Source organism: Sphingomonas sp. J344, assembly GCF_024700005.1.
Lineage (GTDB): Bacteria > Pseudomonadota > Alphaproteobacteria > Sphingomonadales > Sphingomonadaceae > Sphingomonas.
The window spans coordinates 555548-579540 of sequence record NZ_JAJONB010000002.1 but is presented as its reverse complement, the minus strand read 5'-3'; the positions used below and the strand labels follow the sequence as shown (position 1 = coordinate 579540).

The following is a 23993-nucleotide window of genomic DNA, read 5'->3' as shown; positions in this document are numbered from 1 at the left end:
CCCGGGACGGCGGTGTTTCCAGTCAGCTGTGGGCGTCGATCAGAAGCCGACGACCAGCGAGCCCATGACCGTCCGCGGATAACCGATCTGAACGAACGGAGCGCTCGACGAGGTGATCGCCTGGGTCGTTGCGTTGAACCCGATGCTCGACAGGTTGCCGGAGAAGCCACCGACATAGAGTTCGTCAAACAGGTTCATGACGTTGAACTGGAAGTAGGTCTTCTCACCGAGACCGGCCCAGTCCATCTTCACCCGCGCATGCAGGTCGACCAGCGTGTAGGCCGGGGTCTTTGCCGGATAGATCTGGACGCGGCTGTCAACACCGGCCGACGTGATCTGGCCCGTCGTGATCGCCGTATTGTCGTCGAACACGTAACGCGAACCAGTGCGCTTCACGTTCGCGCCGAACGCCACCGGACCGGCATCGGCATTGAAGCCGGCACCGAAGGTGTAGGTCGGGGCACCCGCTTCACGCTTGCCGGCGGTCGGAGCAAAGACCTGCGTCCCGTTGGTGCGGGTCGCGAGCAGGACATTGTCCTTGATCTCCGATTCGAGCAGCGAACCAAAGGCATAGACGCTCAGTGCGGAAATCGGCTGCCAGCTGATGTTGGCGTCGATGCCGTACTTCTTCACAGTGCCAAGGTTGCGATAGACGGTACGGTCCAGCTCGGGGTCGTAGGCCGAAGCCAGACGATCGGTGTAGTTGGTGTACCAGCCGACGACCTGGGCGTGGACCTTCGACGAGCGATAGCGCATGCCGAGGTCGAAATTGTCGGTCTTTTCCGGACGCGGTTGCGCCTGGTCGGCCGTCGTCGGGAAGTAGAAGCTGTTGTACAGATTGTCCGTACCCGGCGCCTGCAGACCCTGCGAGAAATTGCCGAACGCCGAGATGTTCGACGTCAGGTCATAGACGAGACCGATGTTGGGCAGCACCTTCTTGTAGTTGAAGATGCGCTGCTGCGGACCTTGGGTCGGGAACGTGCCCACGCCCGGAACCGTCTGGGTCGGGCGGAACGCGAGCCACGCGGTCTGGGCTGCCGTGTCGCCGGTAAAGCACTCGACAAAACCCGACGCCGACGACGTGGCGCAATAGTTGGTCAGGTTGCGGCGCATGAACGGCAGGCGCAGGCCGACATTGACGGTCAGGTCACCGAACTCGCCGCGATACTCACCCGCGATCTGGTGCAGGATCGCGAACGACAGGCGGTCGCGCTTCTGCAGAACGCGATCGTTGCGGTCGAGCAGAGGGTCGTTGATCGGGAACGGATCGGCGGTGGCACCATTGGCCTGCAGCATGTTGGTCTCGCCCGTCTGACGGTGACGCGCACGGTCATACGAATAGGCGAGGCGGAAGATGTTGCTGTCGTCCATCTCCCAACGCAGCGAGCTGATCACGCCAATACGCTGGGTCTGGGTCTGGCTGGGCGCGAGGACGCGGACCTGATCGAGCAGGTCGCCGTCACCGTTGAGGTCGCGACCATAATAGGGCGAACCGCCGATATAGCCGACGATCTGGGTGCCGCCGGCATTGAACGTGCCTTCACGCGCGGTCGCAGTGCCGCCGCCATTCGCCTTCACCACCTGGAACGACGGATCGATGCTCAGCACCAGATTGTCAGCCAGAGTGAAGCGCGATGCGCCGCGAATGTTGCCGGTGTTCGACGGGTTGATGCGGCGATCGAATTCCGAACCGCAGCTATTCGCCGTGTCGGCGATCCCGGGGCGACCGACTGCGATGAGGCAGGGTGCGATCGAGTAGAAACGCTCGGCCTTCGACTGCGGGAACCGCGCCGGGGTCGGCGTGGCGAGATCGTTGCGCAGCGCGACCGAGCCGAAGAAATTCTTGCGGTTCACGTCATAGGTGCCGGCGATCGAGATGAAGTCGCCATTGTCGCCGAGCGGCTGATACAGACGCGCGTTATACTGCTGACGGTCGATCTTGCCTTCGCGGTAGAAGGTCGTCGTGCTGGTCAGGTTGCTGGCAGAGATGAACGCGCGCAGACCCGACGAGGTCAAATTGCCCGAATCGACCATCCCGAACACGCGGAAGAAGCCATATTCGCCGACCGAACCGACCAGCTTGGCACCGAACTCTTCGCCCGGGACGCGCGTGCGGTAGTTGACGGTCGAACCGGTTGCCGCCGCAGTCGGCGAGTCGACGTCGGTGGTGCCGAGGTTGACGCTGACTCGCTCGATCAGCTCGATATCCATCTGCTGGCTGAAATAGAGCGCATAGTTGCCCGAATCGTTCAGCGGAATACCATCGACGGTCTGGCTGATGCGGGTCGAATCGAAGCCGCGGATGGTCATCGTGCCGCCGGCCGAACCGAAGGCGTCATTGTTCTGGAAGCTGACGCCCGGCAGGCGGTTGATCACTTCGTTGATCGACTGGCCCGGAACCGACTGCTGAATCGCTTCGGCGCTCAGCTCGGCCTTCGCCTTGGACGTGTCGGGAACGATGATACCGGCGACGCCCGACGAGACGCTCGAGCCGGTGATGACGATTTCCTGTTCTTCGAAATCGACCGAACCGGTCGACTGCGCGAACGCCGTAGCCGGGAAGGAAAGCGCAGCAACAGCCGCGCCGATCAGCAGATGGTTTCGCATTTTGGTCCCCTTAGGATGGGCTGTTCAAAGCCTGCGCGAGCGGTGTCGTTCACCGTCTTGCGATGCCCCATGGGGACCGTTCTTTGCGGTATTGTTACAATCGTATCAAGTGAATTGTGCGTTGCAAAAAGCATCACCTCGCCGCAGCAAAAATCGCATTCCAGGCTGCTTCGTCGATCACCGAAATCCCCAGTTCTGCGGCCTTTTTCAGCTTCGATCCGGCCCCTGGACCGGCCACGATCAGGTCGGTTTTCGACGACACCGATCCGGAAACCCGTGCGCCCAACGACTCGGCCTGCGCCTTTGCCTCGTCGCGACTCAGCGTCTCGAGCGATCCGGTGAACACGATCGTCTTGCCCGACACTTCCGATTCTGCGCGCCTCGACGACGAAGGGGGCGGGGCGACCTCGGCGAGCAGATCGTCCCACACCGCGCGGTTGTGCGGCTCGTGGAAGAAGTCGGCGAGCGCATGGCCGACGGCGGCGCCGACATTCTCGATCCCGATATGCTCGGCAATCGCCTTGTCCCGGCGTGCGTGGAACTTCGTTTCCTGCTCGCCCAGCGCCGGCGTGAACGACGCCCGCAGCGCGATGATCTCGTCGGCGAGCGCGGCGAGGGCAGGGAGGGTGGTCAGCCGCTTCATCAGGTCTCGCGCGGTGATGCTGCCGATGTGACGGATGCCCAGCCCGAACAGCAGCCGCGCGGCATCCGGCGCCCGCTTCGCCTCGATCGCGGCGAGCAAATTGTCGACCGATCTCTCCTTCCACCCCTCGCGCCCGAGCAGCGCGTCGCGGTGCTGGCTGAGGCGGAAGATATCGGCGGGCTCGGTGATCCAGCCGAGTTCCAGAAACTCGAAAATCGTCTTCTCGCCCAGCCCCTCGATATCAAGCGCGCCGCGGCTGACGAAATGCTTGAGCCGTTCCAGTCGCTGGGCCGGACAGATCAGCCCGCCGGTGCAGCGGACATCGACCTCGCCCTCCTCGCGCGTCGCCTCGGACTGGCAGATCGGACAATGGGTCGGGAACAGAAACGCCGGGCGCTCGACCTCGCGCGTCAGATTTTCGACGATCTGCGGGATAACGTCGCCCGCCCGCTGAAGCACGACGCGGTCGCCCGGACGCACGCCCAGCCGAGCGATCTCGTCGGCGTTGTGCAGCGTCGCGTTGGTGACGACCACGCCACCCACGGTCACCGGCTCCAGCCGCGCGACCGGGGTCAGTTTGCCCGTCCGCCCGACCTGGATGTCGATCGCATTGAGCGTGGTCTCGGCGCGCTCGGCGGGGAATTTGTGCGCAATCGCCCAGCGCGGCGCACGCCCGACGCTGCCCAGTCGCTCCTGCCAGTCGATCCGGTCGACCTTGTACACCACCCCGTCGATGTCGAACGGCAGGTCGGCGCGCAGTTTCTCGATCTTGCGATATTGCGCCAGCGCCGGCTCGACCTGCACGCATTCGACGAAGAGCGGGTGGACCGGAAAGCCCCAGCCTTCGATCGCCTTTATCACAGCAAACTGGGTTTCACCCGGCAGCGCGCTGGTCTCGCCCCAGCCATGCGCCAGAAAGCGCAACGGCCGCGCAGCGGTCACCACCGCATCCTTTTGCCGCAGCGATCCGGCGGCGGCGTTGCGCGGATTGGCGAACTGGCGCGCCTCCTTACCACTCTCCTCGGCCTCTGCCGCGAGGCGGGCGTTGAGCGCAAGGAAATCGTCCTTCGCCATGTAAACCTCGCCGCGCACCTCGAACACATCGGGCGCGCCTTCCGGCAACTCTGTCGGAATGTCGTCGATCGTCAATGCATTGGCGGTGACGTTCTCGCCCATCTGCCCATCGCCGCGCGTCGCGGCGAGCACCAGCCTGCGGTTCTCATAGCGCAGCGAACAGGACAGACCGTCGATCTTCGGCTCCGCGGTCAGCGCGACCCTGTCGCCCTCGCCCAGCTTGAGGAACCGCCGCACGCGCACGACGAACTCGATCACCTCATCGTCGCTGAACGCATTGTCCAGGCTCATCATCGCCTGCGCATGCCGCACCTTGGCGAGATGCCCGGCCGGTGCTGCGCCGACCGACTTCGATGGCGAATCCGCGCGCACCAGATGCGGAAACGCCGCCTCGATCGCGGCATTGCGCCGCACCAGCGCGTCATAGGCCGCGTCGCTGATCTCCGGCGAATCCTCGGTGTGATACAGCGCATTGTGCCGCGCAATCTCGGCGGCGAGCGCCTCCAGTTCGGCGGCGGCTTCGATCTCGGTGGCGGGGAGCTTGTCCATGGCTCCCCGCTACCGCCCGATCACTTGACCTTCAACTGGTCCAGCGCAAACGCCAGATATTCGGCCTGTTCCTTGAACCGCTCGAACCGCCCCGACTTGCCGCCATGCCCGGCCGACATGTTGGTGCGGAACAGCAGCGGGTTGGCGTCGGTCTTCTTCGCGCGCAGCCGGGCGACGTACTTGGCCGGCTCATAATATTGCACCTGGCTGTCCCACAGGCCGGTGCCGACGAAGATCGGCGGGTATGCCTTGGCCTCGATCTGGTCATAGGGCGAGTAGCTGAGCATATAGTCATAGCTCGCCTTGCCCTCGGGGTTCCCCCATTCGTCATATTCACCGGTGGTCAGCGGGATGGTGGGATCGAGCATCGTCGTCACGACATCGACGAACGGCACCAGATTGACGATCGCGCCATAATCCTGCGGCGCCATGTTGCTGATCGCGCCCATCAATAGCCCGCCTGCGCTGCCACCCATCGCCGCGACGCGGCCTTTCTTCGCGTAGCCCTGATCGACGAGGAACCGGGTCACGTCGATGAAGTCGGTGAAGCTGTTCTTCTTGTTGAACATCCGCCCCTGATCATACCAGGCGCGGCCCATTTCCTGCCCGCCACGGATATGCGCGATGGCATAGACCATGCCGCGGTCGAGCAGACTGGGCAGCATCGGCGAGAAGCCCGGATCGGTCGAATAGCCATAGCTGCCATAGGCATATTGAAAGAGCGGCGCGGTGCCGTCCTTCTTGAACCCCTTGGCATAGACCAGGCTCACCGGAACCTTCGTCCCGTCACGTGCGGTCGCCCACACCCGCTCGGTGACGTACTTGCTCGCGTCGTATCCCGGCACCGGGGTGACCTTCAGCGTCTTGCGCTCGCCGGTCTTCATATTCGCCTCGATCACCGTCGAGGGCGTGGTCAGAGAGTTGTAAGTGTACCGGACCCAGTCGGTCGCGGTCTCGGCATTGGTGCTCAGCCCCATCGCATAGGCGGGCTCGTCCGCCGCCACAAAGCTCGATTTGCCGTCATTGCCGAGCAGGCGGAGCCGCTTGTTCCCGCCCGACCGCTCCTCGATCGCCAGATATTTGTCGAACGGCTGCACCCCCTCGATGAACACGTCCGCGCTGTGCGGCACCAGATCCTTCCACCCAGCCTTGCCCGCGCCGGTCGCACTGTCGGCGACAGTCATCAGCCGATAATTGGGCGCGTTCCAGTTGGTGCGGATCACCCAGCGATTGCCGACATGGTCCGCGCCATAGAGGAAGTCGCGCTCGCGCGGCGCGATCACGGTGAAATTGGTCGGATTGGCAACCGGTGCGCAGCGCTGCTCGTCGCTCACCGTCTTGCCCGAATAGATACAGATGAACTTCTCCGAACTCGTCGTGCCGAGGCCGAGCGAATAGGTGTCGTCCTGCTCCTCATAGACCAGTCGGTCCGCGCTGGCGGGCGCGCCCAGCACATGCGCCTTGACCCGCTTGCCGAGCAGCGTGACCGGATCCTTCTCGATATAGAAGATGGTCTTGTTATCGCCCGCCCAGGCAAACCCCGCCTGCACGTTGGGGATCGCATCCTCGAACGTCTTGCCGGTGGTCAGGTCCTTGACCTTCAGCACGAACTGCCGCCGTCCGACCTTGTCCTCGGCATAGGCGAGCAGGCGGTTGTCGGGGCTGACCTGCCGCGACCCGATCTGAAAGAAATTCGCGCCCTTCGCCATTTCGGGCTGGTTGAGGATGATCTCCTCGGGCGCATCCATGCTGCCCTTGCGCCGCGCGACGATCGGATAGTCGCCGCCGGTCTCGAAGCGGGTGTAATACCAATATCCGTTGTCGAGATAGGGGACGGTGCTGTCGTCCTGCTTGATCCGCCCGGTGATCTCCTTGAACAACGCCTCCTGCATCGGTTTGGTCGGCGCCAGCACCGCATCGGCATAAGCGTTTTCAGCGTTGAGATAGGCGAGCATCTCCGGATTCTTCCGTGTGTCGTCGCGCAGCCAGTAATATTCGTCCTCGCGCACCGCGCCGAACGGAGCCTTGACCTGATGCGGCTTTTTCACCGCGACCGGCGGCTTGGGCGCGTCCTGCGCGGCAATCGGCGTGGCAGCGATGATCAGGCCGACCATGACAGCGCGGCGGAGCGGAAGATGCATGCGAATCCCCTTGAAATCGTTGCCCGGACCCTGCGGCAAAGCCTGTCCGGCATCAACCTGTCCCACTTTAGGTAGTTTCCGCAATGTGACCGCTTGAGCCGCGCTGCCGCGCAATGTTATGGCTTCCGCACCGGGGAGGGGTTTTCGGTGAATGATCATGCGATGCGCGCATCCGCGCCGCATTACGACACGACACTCGACCGTGCGGGTTTTGCGCTCGCGCTGGGCGGCGCGTTGGGCGGGCTTGTCGTCCTGCTGCTCGTCATTGCTGCGGGCCAGCGAGAGGCGATGCCGCTGGTCGCGTCGTGGCTTCTTGGCACCGTCTTCACCGCGCTCGGTATCGCCGGGGTCGGCGGGCCCCTCTGGCTGATGCTCCACCTCGCCGGCTATCGCCGCGCCTGGCACGCCGCCGCGCTCGGCGCGCTCATCTCGCTGGTGCTGTTCGTCGGCGCGCAAACCTATGGTTTCGGTTTCCTCGCCGCCCCGGCGAGCGACATGCGTACCGCATTGTTCCGCTGGATCAGCGCGCTCGGCACCAGCGCGCTGCTCGCGATCGTCGCCGCCGGCATCGCGCTGGCGATGTGGCGCGTGGCGTATCGCCGCGTGATGTGAGCCCTGTAATCCTCCCCCGCCAGGGGAGGTGGCGCAGAAGGCGACGGAGGGGGAGGACGGCTGTGTCCTCTAGCCTCTCGCCCCATATCTCCGCCGACGTGCCTCCCCCTCCGTCACGCTGCGCGTGCCACTCCCCCTGGCGGGGGAGGATAGATAGAAAACTGCCCCTAAGCCTTCGTCCCCGGACACTCGCCCACGCGCTTGCCGCTGGTCTTCGCCTTGATCTTCATCGTCTGGGCGCCGCCAGGCATGGTCGTTTCCATGTCATTGTCGATCGCGAACGCCGTATCGCTGAACGTCCCGCTGATCTTCATCGTCATCTTCCCGCCATCGGCGTCGCACACCATCGTCCCGTCGATCTTGCCACCCGCCATGGTGAATTTCTCGTAGGTGCAGCGGCCCTTGCTCTGCGCCAGTACCTCGGCAGGAGGCGACTTGGCCTGTTCCGGAGTCACGCAATTCTTGGTCACCTGCTGCTTTTGCAGCATCATCTTCGTCATCTCGTCCTTCATTGGTCCCGCAAGGCCCGGGATGTCGATCGACACCGTCTCAACCGTCGTCTCCCACTCCCCCGGATTGAACCGCGCGCCACCTGCCGCATCGACCTTGGCGGCGACCTCCTCGGGGGAGGCGTTGGTGACGGCTACGTCCGACCCGCCGCAGGCGGTGAGAGCAAGGGCAGCGATGGGGGTGAGAAGCGAAACGGGACAGCGCATGGCGGGTCTCCTGATGGTCTCTGTGAAAGGCGTCGACCAATTCTACGTGGAAGGCAATTGGAAATATGTTCTTGATATGTTCCGCCAATGTCCTATGTATTGGCTGGGGAGACGTGCATGACGGCGCAGCGAAGTGGAGTGTTGGCGGTTTCTGCATTCAGCATATGGATGCGAACGGGGCGGCGGCCTTTGGAAGTCAAGTTCAACCCTTGGCACGATCCCGAGGACGGGCGGTTCACCTTTATCGGTCAGGGAAACTACTTCCCGCGTCGTGGATCGATCCAGGATCCGTTTCGGGCGCGGGGCGTATATGGGCGCGGGCCTTGGGCTACTGAAACTGATGCGGAGCGGAGTTCTCGCGAGGATGATCCGCGTAATCCGCGCAACTACTCGGTCCATCATGTGCAAAGCGGGGAGTCCCTCACGTCGATTGCACGGCGCAGAAAGGGTTTGCGGGTTTCGGATCTCGTCTGGCTTAACGGTCTCGACCCGAAGAAGCCGCTTCAGATCGGGCAGCGGATCATGCTGCCGCACCAGCAGTTCCTCGATGCCAGGCGTGATGCGCGGAACAAGTTTCTGGCGCTCGCCTATTACCAGGACACGCACGGAGGGCGGTTGCCACCGAATCCGGCGAACCCACCTTCTCTGGAAAGCCAGATCCTCGACAGCAATTGGCGAAGGGGGACGCTGAATGGCTATGACTTCCAGATCGACGTTATCGGGCGAACCCGGATCACTTATGGACAGGTGTCATCTACGGACAGACCAAGGCGTTCCCGGCGTCATCAGTCGGAAGCGGGCGGCACTGATCGTCGTCCCACTGACGACGGTGGGCATTTCTGGGCTGCTCGCTTTGACGGTCCCCGCGCTGGCATCAACCACTTTGCCCAGGACGCCAATTTCAACCGCGGGGCGTATCGAGTTATGGAAGACGCATGGGTGGCTCATCAACGCGCGGGTCGATCGGTGTTTGCCCGGATCCAACCGCATTACAGAGGCACGTCAAGGCGACCCTATCGGATCGTCGTATCTTGGTCCGTTAATGGTGGCCCCGTTCAAATTGAGCAGTTCGACAATGAGCCGAAAGGTAAGCGACATGGAGGCAGATAGCTATCAAACGGTCGGACCGCTTTTGAGCGAATTGGGGCAGGAACTCGCCGCCATCGTCGGAGGGGAACCAGACGGAATTTTTTTTACGTAGAGATAGGCGAGGGGTGGCTGAGTCCGAGCCTCTTTCGATTGGAAGGCGATATTGTGCGCTTCTATCCGCCCGACGATCCTGTCCTGTCCGACATCCTGTTCGACATCTGGCATGCGGAGCCGGATGAAGCCAAGCGCTGGTCAGCGATGGAATATGTCGTCGAGGACGGTAAGTTTCGCGCCGAGTACAAGTACCCCGATGAGGTCGACGTAACCAAACCTGATATCGAGCGGCGCGAGGCTGCGTTGCGCGCCCATTTCGGCAATCGGAAGGTTGTCTATCCGCCGATTGAGGGCATGACCGAGTGGAAGCCGTCGCCGACAACCTGATTTTTGTCAGGTTCGTCGGAACAGCGGAGAGCGACGATCCATTTGCACCCCCGTCCGAAGGCACCATATTCCCCACCATGGCGATCCAGATCCGTACCAGCCTTGCCGAGCCCGAAACCGGACCCGGTTTCGTCCCCCACCGGCCGCAACGCCCCGAAAAGAGCGAGGGCGGGCGGCCGTTCAAGCTCGTCAGCGATTATCAGCCCGCCGGAGACCAGCCGACCGCGATCAAGGAACTGACCGAAGCGGCATTGGCGGGGGAGCGTGATCAGGTGCTGCTCGGCGTCACCGGCTCGGGCAAGACCTTCACGATGGCGAGCGTCATCAACAACCTCCAGCGCCCCGCGCTGATCCTTGCCCCCAACAAGATCCTCGCCGCGCAGCTCTATGGCGAGTTCAAAAGCTTCTTCCCCGAGAATGCGGTCGAGTATTTCGTCAGCTATTACGACTATTACCAGCCCGAGGCGTACGTGCCGCGCAGCGACACGTACATCGAGAAGGAAAGCTCGGTGAACGAGGCGATCGACCGGATGCGCCACTCGGCCACCCGCTCGCTGCTCGAACGCGACGACGTCATCATCGTCGCCTCGGTGTCCTGCCTCTACGGTATCGGCTCGGTCGAAACCTATTCGGCGATGATCTTCGACCTCAAGAAAGGGCAGGTCGCCGACCAGCGTGAGATCATCCGCAAACTCGTCGCGCTCCAGTACAAGCGCAACGACGCCGCCTTCGCGCGCGGCAATTTCCGGGTCCGCGGCGACAGCCTGGAGATCTTCCCGTCGCACTATGAGGACACCGCCTGGCGGATCAGCTTCTTCGGCGACGATATCGAGGAGATTACCGAATTCGATCCCCTTACGGGCTCGAAAGTGGCGTCGCTCGATTACATCCGCGTCTACGCCAATTCGCACCACGTTACCCCCGGCCCGACGCTCAAACAGGCGATGGAGGCGATCAAGCATGAGCTCGCCGAGCGGCTCAAGGAGCTGCATATCGAGGGCAAGCTGCTCGAAGCCCAGCGGCTGGAACAGCGCACCAATTTCGACCTCGAGATGATCGCCGCGACCGGCAGCTGCGCGGGGATCGAGAATTACAGCCGCTTCCTCACCGGTCGCCTGCCCGGCGAACCGCCGCCGACGCTGTTCGAATATATCCCCGAAAACGCATTACTGTTCGTCGACGAAAGCCACCAGACCGTGCCGCAGATCGGCGCGATGGCGCGCGGCGATCATCGTCGCAAGATCACGCTCGCCGAATATGGCTTCCGCCTGCCGAGCTGCATCGACAACCGCCCTTTGCGCTTCAACGAATGGGACGCGATGCGCCCGCAGACCGTCAGCGTCTCGGCGACGCCGGGCGGCTGGGAGATGGAACAGACCGGTGGCGTGTTCAGCGAGCAGGTGATCCGTCCTACCGGATTGATCGATCCGCCGGTCGAGATCAAGCCGGTCGAGGAACAGGTCCAGGATCTGATCGTCGAGTGTCGCAAGACCGCCGAGATGGGCTACCGCACGCTGGTGACGACCCTCACCAAGCGGATGGCGGAAGACCTGACCGAATATATGCATGAGGCGGGGATCAAGGTCCGCTACATGCACAGCGATGTCGAGACGCTGGAGCGTATCGAGCTGATCCGCGACCTGCGCATGGGCGTGTACGATGTTCTGATCGGTATCAACCTGCTGCGCGAAGGCCTTGATATTCCTGAGTGCGGGCTGGTCGCGATCCTCGACGCCGACAAGGAAGGGTTCCTGCGTTCGGAAACCTCGTTGATCCAGACGATCGGTCGCGCCGCGCGCAACGTCGATGGCCGCGTGATCCTCTATGCCGACCGCATCACCGGCAGCATGGAGCGCGCGCTCAACGAAACCGCCCGCCGCCGTGAGAAGCAGGAGGCGTATAACCGCGAACACGGCATCACCCCGACCACGATCAAGCGCAACATCGGCGACATCATCGCGCATGTCGCATCGAAGGATCAGGTGACCGTCGAGATCGAGGACGGCCCGGCGCACATGGTCGGCCACAACCTGCGCGCCTATATCGAGGAACTCGAAAAGAAGATGCGCAATGCCGCCGCGAACCTCGAGTTCGAGGATGCCGGCCGCCTCCGCGACGAAATCCGCGCGCTCGAAGCCGAGGAACTGGGCCTTCCCACCGGCGACCGCAAGGCCCCGGTGATGGGCCGCAGCAACGAGGGCAAGCCGGGGACGCGCAAGACCCGCTACGGCAAGGTGCAGCGCAAATGGGGCGGGGGAAGCGGTGAGCCGGTTGAGCCCCGCGCGACGTTCCCCCATAAGGTCGGTCATGCGTTTTATCCCTGTCCTCGCCGCGCTTGCCGGCCTTGCTGCCTGCGCCCCGGTCATCCCGCCCGCGCCGACCCCCGCACCGCCAGTTCCGGTTCCCGCGTCGCCGCCTCCACCGGCTCCAGCTCCCGCCCCGCCCCCTCCGGCGAGCAGCGACTGGCGCGACTGGGCGGCATCGGCGGGCAATTGGACCTATCGGCAGGAGGGGCAGGGGACGATTGCTTTGTTCGGACTACGCGCTGATCAGCCCGAACTCTCGCTGCGCTGCGACCGGGCAACGCGCCAGGTTCAGATCGTACGCCGTGGCGAGACAGCCGGGGCTGTGACGATTCGCACGTCGACCACCGCTCGCGCATTCACCGCGCGCCCGACCCCGGGATTGCAGCCCTATATGGCGGTGACGCTGGCCGCGACCGATCCGATCTTGGACGCCATGGGGTACAGCCGGGGCCGCTTCGTGGTGGAGATGCCGCCGCTCGCGCCACTGGTCGTCCCGACCTGGGCGGAAGTGCAGCGTGTGGTTGAGGATTGTCGACGCTGACCCTGCCGGGTTTCATGCGCCAGAAAGACGAAGGTCGCGCAAATCGAAGATCATTACAAGTCTTGTTCTGTTCGCCGACTTGATTCACATTCGTCCTCGTACCCGGGCTGCGGTACGACGTTTCAACAAGCGAAAGGAGGTGATCCGATGTCTCATGGTTCAGCAGTGAGGTCGGTTCAGTTCGTTCGGGGAGACGCGGCGCTAAGCTTCTGCAGCGGATGGAAGCCCTCCATCCGACATGGCGATCGGGAGGTATTCTCCTCCAATCAACGACGCCGCAGATGCGAAAGTGGTCCGCATGGTCTCCCGGGCTGGAGCTCTCCGGCCGCTGACCATGTCGGAGGTCACCGGGTGCCAGGGATGGCCCCGGTGGCCTCTTTCATTTCAGAGCAGGTAGATCACCAGGTAGCGCGCAACGAGCGCTCCCATCACCGCGATGCTCAGCCGCTTGCCCCGCACCAGCATCGCCGCGATCATCAGCGCCGCCAGCACGATCGTCAGGACGATCGCCAGCGGATTGCGCAGCGCCGGGGCGAGTTCAGGTACCGACAGATAATAGCCGAGCTGGCAGAGCAGCAGCGCCAGCATCACCCCCAGGACAATCCGCCGCACGCGAAAGAAATGGCTGTCGAGCTCTTCATGCTCCGTCGGATCTCGCGGAAAGACTAGATGCGCGGCAAGATAATAGGCGCTGGCGAAGAGCGTAACCGCCATCAGCGAGTTGCCGGATACACTTACGACATCGCGGCTGACCCACGCCGCCTGCCAGAAGGAGAGCAGGTCAAGCAATACGAACACGCCGAGCAACGGCGTGAGCCACCCGATCCGCACCGTCGCGCCCGGTCGCAACCGTGCCTCGATTGCGCGGGCGAGGCCGCCCAGCACTTCGACGATCGACAGGCCGAGCAGCAGCCCAAACAGGGCGAAGATGAATTCGAACGCGCTCATGGATTTTCCCCCGCCGCCCACTATCCATGGCATTGCCGACCTGTCGAGCGAAAGGCCAACCAATCATGTCCGACCGCATCCTTGTCCTCTACGGTTCCTATCGCCGCGACCGCGTGGGTATCCGCCTCGCCCGCTGGCTGACCGCACAGCTCGCCGCGCGCGGGTGCGATGCTGAGCTGATCGATGCGATGACGGTCGGTCTCCCGATGCTTGACCGGATGTACAAGGAATATCCCAAGGGTGAGGCGCCCGAGGCGATGGAAACGCTGGCGGAGAAGATCAAGGCAGCTGACGGTTTCCTGTTCGTCACCGGCGAATATAATTGGGGGATGCAGCCGGGCCTCAAGAACCTGACCGATCATTTCCTTGAGGAATGGTTCTGGCGGCCCGCAGCGATTGCCAGCTATTCAGCGGGGCGTCTGGCCGGGGCGCGGAGCAATTCGTTGTGGCACCCGACATTGAGCGAGATGGGGATGGTGGTCATATCCTCGACGTTGACGGTCGGGCAGATCGGCCAGGCGATTGACGCCGACGACCGGCCACAGGGGGAGGGCGGGGCGTCGCTCGCCCGGGCGTTCCCGCGTTTTGCCGATGATTTCCAGTGGTGGATCGAGGCCGCGAAGGGACAGCGGGCGCGGCGCGATCCGCCCTATTGAGGGTTCAGATCAGCCACCAGATCAGCAGCGCGACCAGCAGCAGCGGGGTAGCGAGGATCAGTCCGATGACCAGCATGACTTCGGCCGCGCGACGCGATCCGAAACCCTCGCGCGCGCTGGCATGGATGACCTGCATCAGACCCCAGAACCCGTTGTTGCGCATCATGCGTCACCCAATGCCTTGAGCCGGTAGAGCGCGTCCAGTGCTTCGCGCGGGCTGAGCGCATCCACGTCGAGCGCCGCCAGTTCCGCGCGCAACGCATCCACCGGCGCTTCCTCCTCGGCCACCATCGCGGCGAACAGCGGCAGGTCGTCCAGCCCCGCGGCGATCCCGCCGGTCTTCTCGCGCCCGGCCTCCAGCTTTGCCAGCACCGCCTTGGCGCGGCTGATCGTGACTGGCGGCAGACCCGCGAGCCGCGCGACGGCGAGGCCATAGCTGCGGTCCGCCGGTCCCTCCGCCACTTCGTGCAGCAGCACCAGATCGCCCTTCCATTCGCGCGCGCGCACATGGTGCAGGGATAGCGCCTCGCACCGCTCGGCCAGCCGGGTCAGTTCATGATAATGCGTCGCGAACAGGCAGCGGCAACGATTATCCTCATGGATCGCCTCGACCACGGCCCAGGCGATGGCGAGGCCGTCATAGGTCGATGTACCGCGCCCGACCTCGTCGAGGATGACAAAGCTGCGCGGGGTTGCCTGTGCCAGGATCGCGGCGGTCTCGACCATCTCGACCATGAAGGTGGAGCGACCGCGCGCGAGATTGTCGGCCGCGCCGACGCGGCTGAACAACCGGTCGACGAGGCCCAGCTTCGCGCGCGCCGCCGGGACATAGGCCCCCGCCTGCGCCAGCACCGCGATCAGCGCATTCTGGCGCAGAAACGTCGACTTGCCGCCCATGTTCGGCCCGGTGACCAGCCACAGCCGGCTCGATTCCTGACAGCACGCAATCATTGGCAACGAAGCGTTCTCCGCTCTTTGCCAGCGCGGCCTCGACCACCGGATGCCGCCCGCCCTCGACCTCGAAGCAGGCGTGATCGACCAAAGCGGGGCGGGTCCATCCGCCCTCTGCCGCGCGTTCGGCCAAGCCCGCCGCGACGTCGAGCCGGGCGAGCGCATCTGAGGTTGCTGCGATGGCTTCGCGCGTTGCCAGCGCGGCGGCGGTCAGGTCCTCGAGATGCGCCGCCTCCGCCGCCAGCGCATGCGCGCCGGCCTGCGTCACCTTGAGCGCGATCTCGTGCAGTTCGGGCGCATTGAATCGCACCACGCCCGCCAGCGTCTGGCGATGGGTGAAGCCGCTTTCCGCCACCATCAGCGCGTCGGCATGCTTCGCAGCCACCTCGATATGATAGCCGACCACGCCATTATGCTTGATCTTGAGCGCTGCGATGCCGGTGCGGTCGCGATACTGCGCCTCCAGCGCGGCGATGGCGCGTCGACCGCCCGCCCCCGCATCGCGCAGATCATCGAGCGCGGCGTCATATCCCTCGGCGATATAGCCGCCATGCGCCGCGTCGATCGGCGGGGCGGGGACGAGCGCGCGCTGGAACAGGCCGATCAGCGCGCCATGCCCGCGAAGCTGCGGCGCGAGATCGGCAAGCATCGCGGGCAGATCGGGCAGCTTGCCCAGCTTTTCCCCCAACCGCCATGCGCCATCGAGGCCATCGCGTAGCTGACCCAGATCGCGCGGCGACCCGCGCCCGGCGGCAATGCGGCCCAGCGCGCGCCCGATATCGGGGAGGCTGCGCAGCGTCGCGCGAACCTCGTCGCGCAGTCCGGGTTCGTCATGAAAGCGCTGCACCAGGTCGAGCCGCGCTTCGATGGCGCCCATATCCATCAGCGGCGCGGCAAGGTCCTGCGCCAGCAGCCGTGCCCCCGCGCCGGTCACCGTCCGGTCGACTGCGTCGAGCAGGCTACCCTTGCGCGTCCCGGACTGGCTTTGGGTCAGCTCCAGGCTCTCGCGCGTCGCCGCGTCGACCGCCATGCAGGCATCGGATCGGGTGATGCGTGGCGGGCGCAGGAACGGCAGTGAACCCTTGGCGGTATGATCGAGATAGGCGACCAGACCGCCCGCCGCCGCCAGCGCGGCGCGACTGAACTGGCCGAAGCCGTCGAGCGTCGCCACGTCGAACAGCGCCTTGATCCGCGCCTCGCCCCGACTGCTGTCGAACTCTCCGCGCGGGCGGGTGGTGGTCGCGAGCAGTTCCGCAGTGCTGCCCTCTGCGACTACGATCTCGGCCGGGTTGAGCTGGGCGAGCACTGCGCCTACTGCGTCCGCGCTGCATTCGAGCAGTTCGAACCGACCGGTGGAAATGTCGGCGGCTGCAATCGCCACCTCACCGCCCGCTTCGCCGACTGCGGCGCACCAATTGGCGCTGCGGCTGTCGAGCAACGCTTCCTCGGTCAGCGTGCCGGCCGTGACGACGCGGATGATCGCGCGCGCGACCAGCGCCTTTGACCCGCCGCGTTTCTTCGCCTCCTCGGGCGTCTCGATCTGGTCCGCGATGGCGACGCGATGCCCGGCCTTGATCAGCCGTGCCAGATAGCCTTCCGCCGAATGCGCGGGCACGCCGCACATCGGAATCTTGTCGCCGTCATGTTCGCCCCGCGCAGTCAGCGCGATGTCCAGCACATTGCTCGCGACCTTCGCATCGTCGAAGAACAGCTCGAAGAAATCGCCCATGCGGTAGAAGAGCAGACAGTCCTGCGCCTCCGCCTTCAGCGCCAGATATTGCGCCATCATCGGGGTGGGGGCCGCGGTCATCGCGACCGGGTAGCCGACCTCTCGCGACGCAGCAACAATCCGCAAACGCCGAATTCCCGATTCGTGTGGATCGCGCGATTGTGTGGAAATACGCACGTTGTCCGTGATCAAGCAGGCCAATCCACGTGCAATGACAGCATTCCCCAGCGTCAACGCGCGTTGCAATCCGCGCCCGCTCGCCCCTAAAGGGAAGCCGACCGGGAGAGCGAAATGTCCGAAGAAGCCAATGTCCAGTTTTCCGAGCGCGAGGCGCTGCTGTTCCACTCGGAAGGCCGACCCGGCAAGATCGAGATCGTCGCGTCCAAGCCGCTGACGACTCAGCGCGACCTGGCGCTCGCTTACTCGCCCGGCGTGGCGGTTCCGGTCCAGGCAATCGCCGACGATCCCGCTACCGCCTATGACTATACCGCCAAGGGCAACCTCGTCGCGGTCATCTCCAACGGAACTGCTATTCTCGGCATGGGCAATTTGGGTGCGCTTGCTTCCAAACCCGTGATGGAAGGCAAGGCGGTGCTGTTCAAGCGGTTCGCCGATGTCGATTCTGATCGATATCGAGTTGAAGACCGAGGATGTCGACCGCTTCATCGACGCGGTCGAGCTGATGGAGCCGAGCTTTGGCGGGATCAACCTTGAGGACATCAAGGCACCCGAATGCTTCATCATCGAACAGACGCTGCGCGAACGGATGAACATTCCGGTCTTCCATGACGACCAGCACGGCACCGCGATCATCACCGCCGCAGGTCTCATCAACGCCTGCCTGCTCACCGGCCGCAGCCTTGGCGACATCCGGGTCGTCGTAAACGGGGCAGGGGCCGCGGCAATCGCGTGTACCGAGTTGATCAAGGCGATGGGCGTCCGGCAGGACAATGTCCTGATGTGCGACCGCAAGGGCGTTATCACCAAGGATCGTGAGGGTGTAAATCAGTGGCAGTCGGCGCACGCCGTCGCGACGGACCGCACCACGCTGACGGAGGCACTGGTCGGAGCGGACGTGTTCCTGGGCCTGTCGGCCGCAGGCGCGCTGAAGCCCGAAATGGTCAAGGACATGGCCCCCGCGCCGATCATCTTCGCCATGGCCAATCCCGAACCCGAAATTCGGCCCGAGCTGGCCAAGGAGGCGCGTCCCGACGCGATCGTCGCGACTGGCCGCTCTGACTATCCCAACCAGGTCAACAACGTCCTCGGCTTCCCGTTCATCTTCCGCGGCGCGCTCGACGTGCGCGCGACGGCGGTGAACGAGGAAATGAAGATCGCCGCTGCCCGCGCCATCGCTGAACTCGCGCGCGAGCAGGTGCCTGAGGAAGTGGCGCTGGCCTATGGCAAGGCGCACAGCTTCGGGCCCGAATATATCATTCCTGCGCCGTTCGACCCACGCCTGATGGAAGTCGTGTCGATGGCGGTCGCCAAGGCGGCAATGGATTCGGGCGTCGCGACCAAGCCGATCCTCGACATGGCCGCCTATCGCCACACGCTGCGCGGTCGTCTCAACCCGACGACCTCGGTGCTGACTTTGGCCTATGAGGGCGCGCGCGCGCATCCCAAGCGGGTGATCTTTGCCGAAGCGGAAGAGGAAGTGGTGCTGCGCGCCGCCATCGCATTCCGCGACGGCGGTTACGGCACGCCGGTGCTGGTCGGTCGCGACGACGTTCCCGAACGACTCCGCGCGCTCGGCGTCAGCGATCCGGACAGTTTCGAGCTGCACAACAGCCGCAACTCGCCGCTGGTCCCGGCGATGGTCGACTTCCTGTACAAGCGCCTCCAGCGCCGGGGATATCTGCGCCGCGATTGCGAGCGGATGGTCAATCAGGACCGCAACATCTTCGGCTCGCTGCTGCTCCAGTTGGGCGAGGGCGATGCGATGATCACCGGCGTCACGCGCACCTACTCACAGACGCTGCGCGAAGTCCGGCGCGTGATCGACGTCACCGAAGGCCGCACCGCGTTCGGCATGCACATCATGGTCGGCCAGTCGCATACCGTGTTCATCGCCGACACCACGGTCAATGAACGGCCCAGCGCGGAGGAACTCGCCGACATCGCCGAGCAGACCGCGCATCTCGCCCGCCGCATGGGGCATGAGCCGCGCGTCGCGTTCCTCAGCTACTCCAACTTCGGCAATCCGAAGGGCGCGTTCCTCGAGAATATCCGCGACGCGGTGAAGGTGCTCGACGGGCGCGGGGTCGGCTTCGAATATGAAGGCGAAATGGCCCCCGACGTGGCGCTCAACCCGCGTCAGCTCGCCAATTATCCCTTCGCGCGCCTGTCTGGCCCCGCCAACATCCTGATCATGCCCGGCCTGCAATCGGCGCACATCTCCGCCAAGTTGCTGCGCGAGCTGGGTGGCGACAGCATGATCGGCCCGGTGCTGGTCGGCATGGAAAAGCCCGTCCAGGTCGCACCGATGACCAGCAGCGCGGGCGATCTGGTGACGCTGGCGGTGCTGGCGGCGGGGGGGGATTGCGCGCTAGGTCGTCGGTCGCGAGCCGACAGGAAACGTACGTGTCGCGTGAACGCTTGGGTAATAGCATCAACGGATGGAGATGAGTCGATTTCTGGTCGCCTGTGCCCCCTTCCTGCTGATCGCTCAGCCGGCGCTGGCCCGTGATCGGTGGCAGGTTGGGAGTGCGGCGACCGAGGCATTCCAGAGCGGCGACTATGGTGCGGCGCTGGCCGCATTGCGGAATGAACTCGAACAGTGCGAAAAGGCTAAGCCGCGTGCGGACGAATGCGTCGGCCTGCTGCTCGCCTTGTCGAACGTGGCAGCTTCGAACGGCGATGCGGAGGCGGCGGAAGCCTATGCACGCCGAGCGCTGAAATTAGCTGAGCATACTCTCCCCCGATGGACATCCGGATATCGCGACGAGCATCGCCCACATTGCCATGCATCGGAGCGCCCAGATGCAGCTTGCGGAAGCAGAAGCACTACACCGCAAAGCGTTGGCACTGCGCGAGGCCGCTTTGCCAGTGGGGCATCCCTCCATCATTCAGAGTTATCACAACCTTGGGCGCAATCTGACGGCACAGGAACGTCATGCGGAAGCTGAGATCCTGTACCGCAAGATATTGTTGCTGAGGAAAGCGGCGCATCCGGTGGAGCATCTGGGGGTTGCGCAAGCCTATGACAGCCTTGCGCTTAACTTGAACGCGCAGCGCCGTTTTGGCGAAGCGGAGCCACTACTCCGTCACGCATTGTTACTCCATGAGGCTGAGCTGCCCGTAGGACACCCGTACATTGCGATGAGTCTGCACAACCTCGCATTCAATCTGAACGACCAACGACGCTATGCGGAAGCGGAGCCGTTGCTCCGTCGGGCATTGGCACTTCAAGAGGCAGTGCTACCGGCGGGGCATCAGTCCATCGCGCTGGTCCTCCACTCACTAGCATTCAACCTCAACGCGCAGAGTCAATATGAGGAAGCCGAGCCGCTCTACCGTAGGGTTTTGGCGATGCGATCCACCCTAAATATTGAAGACCCGCGTCGGATTGACGCATCTTGGGGAATGGCAGTGTTTATTCAGCAGCGTTATCCTGAATCTTCAGCGACATGGTTCTTCTATCGTGAGGCGGAGCGTGGGGCGCTCGCGCGAGTACGGTCATTTGCCGCCTTTGACCGGGCGGCGCAGCACGAAATCCGCAAGTACCGACCGGTCTTCACCGGCATAATTCGCGTGGCGTGGGAGCTGTCTGCTGGGCGATAATATGCGCGCGATAGCGTCGGGCCTACATCGCCCACGCCGTCACTCGGACAGGAAGGCCACGCCCGGTATTTCTACCCCGCGTATCGGCTTGCCGAGCTTGCCGTTTTGCTGCACGCGCAGAACAGCGACATTGCCTGATCGCTCATTGGCAACGAGCAGCTCCCCACGATCCTCGCGTAGCAGGAACAGCCGTGGCCAATGCCCGCCGCAGCTGACATGCTGCAACAGGCTCGGCCCGCCGTCGCGCGCGATGGCGAATACTGCGATGCTGTCGTGGCCGCGATTGGACAGATACAGCCGCGTCCCCGCGCGGTTGACCGCGATATGCGCGCCGGATGAAGGGCCGTCGAACCCGGCTGGCAGGGTCGCTAGCGTCTCACCACCGGTAAAGCTGCCGTCGCGGTCCGCGCGCAGAAGGGTGACAGTGTTTGCCAGCTCGGCGAACAGATAGGCGATCGGCAGTCGTGGGTGCCAGGCGAGATGACGTGGCCCCGATCCGGGCGCGGCGCGATAGGCGGTCGTGCTTTCTGTCACACGTCCGGTCGCGAGATTCACCCGATGCGCGAACACCGCATCCGCGCCAAGATCGACCGCGTGCAGTACGCGCCCGCCCTGAGCGAAGCCGACCCAATGCGCATGCGGTTCGGTCTGTCGTCGCTGGTTCGGCCCGCTGCCCTGATGGGCGATCTTCTGCGCTTCGCCGACCGGGAGGCCGGTCTTGCCGTCGAGCCGCCACAGCGTGACGCTGCCGCTGGAATAATTGGCGATCGCGAGGGTGCGTCCATCGGGGCTGAGCGCGGCGTGGCACGGGTCTGCGCCGAGCGTGGAGACGCTGCCCAGCAACTGCATGGCCGCGCCGTAAATGCCGAGCTTCCCCTCGGTCTGCTCCTCGAGCAGATAGCGTACCCCATTAGGCGCGCGAACGCCGAACGACGCATTACGGATCGCGTCCAGTGGAGCCTGTGCCGTCCAGCCTTCCGGCGTCGCGATCATCGGCACCAGCCCAGGCCCCTTGCGGCTGGCATAGGTGCCGGCGATCAGGCGATCCGGCTTCCGGCTCACGGCAGCAGCCGGGCTGCTGGCGAGGACGAGGCTGCCGGCGACGAAGGCGCGGCGCGATGGCGCGAACGGAGACGATGTCATTGCCACTTGAAACCCGTCCGTGCCCGCCGCGTCAACCGATGGCACGCTTGCGCGATGCATAAGGCGCATGGCGGGGACCCGCTGGCGGTGCAGTGCGTTGCGCGATAGGGTCGGGGGCGGGCATCAATCCACCACTACGTCCCACGCACTGTCTGGAGCCTATCACCGCATGACGACCCCATCGGATTCGACCGCCAGCGACTTGCCGACGATTGGCCGGGTCGCGACGATCACCGTCACGATCCTGGCGATTGTCGGCTTTGCATGGATGCTGCTCGAGCTGTCGGGCTTCCTCATGCTGATTTTCGCGGCGCTGGTGCTTGCCGCGATTTTCGATGCGATCACCCGGTCGGTCAGCCGCTTTGCCCGCATCGGACGCGGGCCGGCGCTGGGGGTCTCGGTCGTGCTGATCCTCGCCATATTCGGCGGTGCCTTCACGCTGTTCGGGTCGCAGCTTGCCGGCGAGTTCGAGACGATCCGTAACAGCATCCCGCCCGCGATCGACCAGGTCCGCGCGTTCCTTGAGCGTGCAGGGTTGAGCGAGTCGGTGCGCAACATGGTCGAACAGGGCAGCAGCGACGTGTCGCGCCTTGCCAGCAGGGCGGGAGGATATGTCCTCACTGCAACCAACGGGATCGCCAATTTCGTTCTCGTTTTTGTTGCAGCGATCTTTCTGGCCAGCGATCCGGCGGTGTATCGGCGCGGCTTGCTGCTGTTGATGCCGCACAAGGCTGAACCGACGGTCGCGGCGGCGCTCGACGATGCATCGCGCGGGTTGCGGGGATGGATGGTCGGGCAGGCCGTGTCGTCGTTGGTTGTCGCTGCCTTCACCTGGGCCGGCCTTGAGCTGTTGGGGGTGCCGGCTGCGGGCGGATTGGGCCTGATCGCCGGGCTGCTCGACGTCATCCCGATGATCGGCCCGATCATTGCGGGAGTTCCCGCAGTCTTGCTCGCTTTCACCGTGTCGCCGATGACTGCGCTGTGGACGGTGGTGCTCTTCCTGGTCATCCAGCAGATTCAGGGCAATTTCCTCCAGCCGATGATCCAGAAGCAGGCGGTCGACGTGCCGCCGGCGATCCTGCTCTTTGCCGTGGTCGCGGCGGGGCTGTTGTTCGGCTTCCTTGGCGTCCTGCTCGCCGCCCCGCTGACCGTCGTTGTCTATGTGCTGGTCCAGCGCATCTATGTCCGCACTTTGCTGGGCAAGGACATCAAGATCGCCGGTCAGACCGAGGACGCCGATTAGGCGTCGATGCTCACACCCAGCGAGGCGTTGACCAGTCCGCCATCGACCACCAGCGTGTCGCCGACGACATAGTCCGACGCGCGGCTGGCAAGGAAGATCGCGGCGCCCGCCATGTCCTCGGGCGTGCCAATGCGGCGCATCGGGATGCGTTTGGCGACTTCGTCACCATGGTCGCGGGCGGCGCGGTTCATTTCGCTGGCGAAGGCGCCGGGCGCGAGGCTTGTGACGATGATACCGTCGCGGATCAGCCGCGCGGCCATGCGCTTGGTGAGGTAGATCAGCGCCGCCTTCGACGCGTGATAGCTGTACGTCTCCCATGGATTGAGCCGCAGCCCGTCGATCGAGGTGATGTTGATCACCTTCGATGGTGCGTCATGGCTCGCGCGCGCCTTGAGCAGGCCGTGCAGCGCCTGCGTCAGGAAGAAGGGCGATTTAACGTTGAGGTCCATCACCTTGTCCCAGCCGCTCTCGGGGGAAGTCCGCGAACTCGACGCCCCATGCCGCGCCTGCATTGTTGACGAGGATGTCCAGATGCGGCTCGCGCTCCGCCAGTGCGGCGGCGAGCGCCTTGCACCCATCGACCGTCGAGACGTCCATCGGGATCGGGATACAGTTCGGGCCGAGTTCGGCGGCGGTCTCCTCGCACGCCGGGGCTTTTCGCGAGGAGATATAGACCTTCGCCCCCTGCGCGATAAAGCCCTCGGCGATCATCTTGCCGATGCCGCGGCTGCCGCCGGTGACGAGCGCGACCTTGCCGGTCAGGTCGAAGAATTTGCTGGTATCCATTTGCCTCTCCCAAAACTGTTCCCCTCCCGCAAGCG

14 protein-coding genes and 4 pseudogenes are annotated in these 23993 nt (G+C 64.3%); 9 read left to right on the top strand and 9 right to left on the bottom strand.

Annotation, left to right across the window (positions count from 1 at the left end; genetic code table 11):
* Nucleotides 1-39: 39 nt before the first annotated feature.
* The 3 genes from LRS12_RS18900 to LRS12_RS18890 form a co-directional block, all read right to left on the bottom strand.
* A complete protein-coding gene (locus tag LRS12_RS18900; protein ID WP_257846012.1) occupies nucleotides 40-2607 on the bottom strand; it encodes a TonB-dependent receptor in 2568 nt (855 codons plus the stop codon).
* A gap of 133 nt (nucleotides 2608-2740) precedes the next feature.
* On the bottom strand, nucleotides 2741-4873 hold the full coding sequence (ligA, locus tag LRS12_RS18895) for an NAD-dependent DNA ligase LigA (protein ID WP_257846011.1): 2133 nt from the start codon (nucleotides 4871-4873) through the stop codon (nucleotides 2741-2743).
* Nucleotides 4874-4893: 20 nt separating this feature from the next.
* Nucleotides 4894-7014: a S9 family peptidase gene (locus tag LRS12_RS18890; protein ID WP_257846010.1), complete on the bottom strand. Its 2121-nt coding sequence runs from the start codon at nucleotides 7012-7014 to the stop codon at nucleotides 4894-4896.
* 93 nt (nucleotides 7015-7107) lie between these two features.
* Between LRS12_RS18890 and LRS12_RS18885 the strand changes: the two genes are divergently transcribed.
* Nucleotides 7108-7626 carry a hypothetical protein gene (locus LRS12_RS18885; protein WP_257846009.1) on the top strand — a complete coding sequence of 173 codons (519 nt, stop codon included), beginning with the start codon at nucleotides 7108-7110 and terminating at the stop codon, nucleotides 7624-7626.
* A gap of 167 nt (nucleotides 7627-7793) precedes the next feature.
* On the opposite strand, the gene LRS12_RS18880 is transcribed toward LRS12_RS18885, so the two are convergent.
* A complete protein-coding gene (locus tag LRS12_RS18880) occupies nucleotides 7794-8342 on the bottom strand; it encodes a DUF3617 domain-containing protein (RefSeq protein ID WP_257846008.1) in 549 nt (182 codons plus the stop codon).
* A 189-nt stretch (nucleotides 8343-8531) separates the two neighbouring features.
* Here LRS12_RS18880 and LRS12_RS18875 point away from each other — a divergent pair, with 189 nt between their 5' ends.
* From LRS12_RS18875 to LRS12_RS18860, 4 genes and pseudogenes are all read left to right on the top strand, one after another.
* Nucleotides 8532-9452 carry a DNA/RNA non-specific endonuclease gene (locus LRS12_RS18875; RefSeq protein ID WP_257846007.1) on the top strand — a complete coding sequence of 307 codons (921 nt, stop codon included), beginning with the start codon at nucleotides 8532-8534 and terminating at the stop codon, nucleotides 9450-9452.
* 144 nt (nucleotides 9453-9596) lie between these two features.
* Nucleotides 9597-9872, top strand: coding sequence for a hypothetical protein (locus LRS12_RS20175; protein WP_308223060.1), 276 nt, complete (start codon nucleotides 9597-9599; stop codon nucleotides 9870-9872).
* Nucleotides 9873-9949: 77 nt separating this feature from the next.
* Nucleotides 9950-12124 (top strand): annotated as a pseudogene (gene uvrB / locus LRS12_RS18865) (excinuclease ABC subunit UvrB); the annotation flags it as partial.
* 376 nt (nucleotides 12125-12500) lie between these two features.
* Nucleotides 12501-12719 (top strand): hypothetical protein, encoded by a 219-nt coding sequence (locus LRS12_RS18860; protein WP_257846006.1) that lies wholly within the window; start codon nucleotides 12501-12503, stop codon nucleotides 12717-12719.
* A 384-nt stretch (nucleotides 12720-13103) separates the two neighbouring features.
* On the opposite strand, the gene LRS12_RS18855 is transcribed toward LRS12_RS18860, so the two are convergent.
* Nucleotides 13104-13667, bottom strand: coding sequence for a hypothetical protein (locus tag LRS12_RS18855; RefSeq protein WP_257846005.1), 564 nt, complete (start codon nucleotides 13665-13667; stop codon nucleotides 13104-13106).
* Nucleotides 13668-13732: 65 nt separating this feature from the next.
* Between LRS12_RS18855 and LRS12_RS18850 the strand changes: the two genes are divergently transcribed.
* Complete coding sequence (locus LRS12_RS18850; RefSeq protein ID WP_257846004.1) at nucleotides 13733-14323, top strand: NADPH-dependent FMN reductase; 591 nt, start codon at nucleotides 13733-13735, stop codon at nucleotides 14321-14323.
* A gap of 4 nt (nucleotides 14324-14327) precedes the next feature.
* Here LRS12_RS18850 and LRS12_RS18845 read toward each other — a convergent pair whose 3' ends face one another.
* Together LRS12_RS18845 and mutS are read right to left on the bottom strand one after the other, a co-directional pair.
* Nucleotides 14328-14489: a hypothetical protein gene (locus LRS12_RS18845; RefSeq protein WP_257846003.1), complete on the bottom strand. Its 162-nt coding sequence runs from the start codon at nucleotides 14487-14489 to the stop codon at nucleotides 14328-14330.
* Nucleotides 14486-17063 (bottom strand): annotated as a pseudogene (gene mutS / locus LRS12_RS18840) (DNA mismatch repair protein MutS). Before mutS ends, LRS12_RS18845 begins: the two are co-directional and overlap by 4 nt.
* Nucleotides 17064-17294: 231 nt before the next feature.
* Between mutS and LRS12_RS18830 the strand changes: the two are divergent.
* Both LRS12_RS18830 and LRS12_RS18825 read left to right on the top strand, forming a co-directional pair.
* Nucleotides 17295-19542: pseudogene (locus tag LRS12_RS18830) on the top strand (NADP-dependent malic enzyme); the annotation flags it as partial.
* A gap of 365 nt (nucleotides 19543-19907) precedes the next feature.
* On the top strand, nucleotides 19908-20786 hold the full coding sequence (locus LRS12_RS18825) for a tetratricopeptide repeat protein (protein WP_308223073.1): 879 nt from the start codon (nucleotides 19908-19910) through the stop codon (nucleotides 20784-20786).
* A gap of 39 nt (nucleotides 20787-20825) precedes the next feature.
* Here the strand turns inward: LRS12_RS18825 and LRS12_RS18820 are convergent, their stop codons facing one another.
* Nucleotides 20826-21929 carry a lactonase family protein gene (locus LRS12_RS18820; protein ID WP_257845999.1) on the bottom strand — a complete coding sequence of 368 codons (1104 nt, stop codon included), beginning with the start codon at nucleotides 21927-21929 and terminating at the stop codon, nucleotides 20826-20828.
* Between the two features lie 169 nt (nucleotides 21930-22098).
* On the opposite strand from LRS12_RS18820, the gene LRS12_RS18815 reads away from it, so the two are divergent.
* Nucleotides 22099-23172 (top strand): AI-2E family transporter, encoded by a 1074-nt coding sequence (locus tag LRS12_RS18815; protein ID WP_257845998.1) that lies wholly within the window; start codon nucleotides 22099-22101, stop codon nucleotides 23170-23172.
* Here LRS12_RS18815 and LRS12_RS18810 read toward each other — a convergent pair.
* A pseudogene (locus LRS12_RS18810) lies at nucleotides 23169-23958 on the bottom strand (SDR family oxidoreductase). The gene LRS12_RS18815 and the pseudogene LRS12_RS18810 sit on opposite strands and share 4 nt — an antisense overlap.
* Nucleotides 23959-23993 lie beyond the last annotated feature (35 nt).

Coding starts and splice junctions, on each gene's coding strand:
- LRS12_RS18820 (WP_257845999.1), bottom strand. CDS start 21,929: ATGACATCGTCTCCGTTCGCGCCATCGCGCCGCGCCTTCGTCGCCGGC.
- LRS12_RS18900 (WP_257846012.1), bottom strand. CDS start 2,607: ATGCGAAACCATCTGCTGATCGGCGCGGCTGTTGCTGCGCTTTCCTTC.
- ligA (WP_257846011.1), bottom strand. CDS start 4,873: ATGGACAAGCTCCCCGCCACCGAGATCGAAGCCGCCGCCGAACTGGAG.
- LRS12_RS18845 (WP_257846003.1), bottom strand. CDS start 14,489: ATGATGCGCAACAACGGGTTCTGGGGTCTGATGCAGGTCATCCATGCC.
- LRS12_RS18880 (WP_257846008.1), bottom strand. CDS start 8,342: ATGCGCTGTCCCGTTTCGCTTCTCACCCCCATCGCTGCCCTTGCTCTC.
- LRS12_RS18855 (WP_257846005.1), bottom strand. CDS start 13,667: ATGAGCGCGTTCGAATTCATCTTCGCCCTGTTTGGGCTGCTGCTCGGC.
- LRS12_RS18850 (WP_257846004.1), top strand. CDS start 13,733: ATGTCCGACCGCATCCTTGTCCTCTACGGTTCCTATCGCCGCGACCGC.
- LRS12_RS18815 (WP_257845998.1), top strand. CDS start 22,099: ATGACGACCCCATCGGATTCGACCGCCAGCGACTTGCCGACGATTGGC.
- LRS12_RS18890 (WP_257846010.1), bottom strand. CDS start 7,014: ATGCATCTTCCGCTCCGCCGCGCTGTCATGGTCGGCCTGATCATCGCT.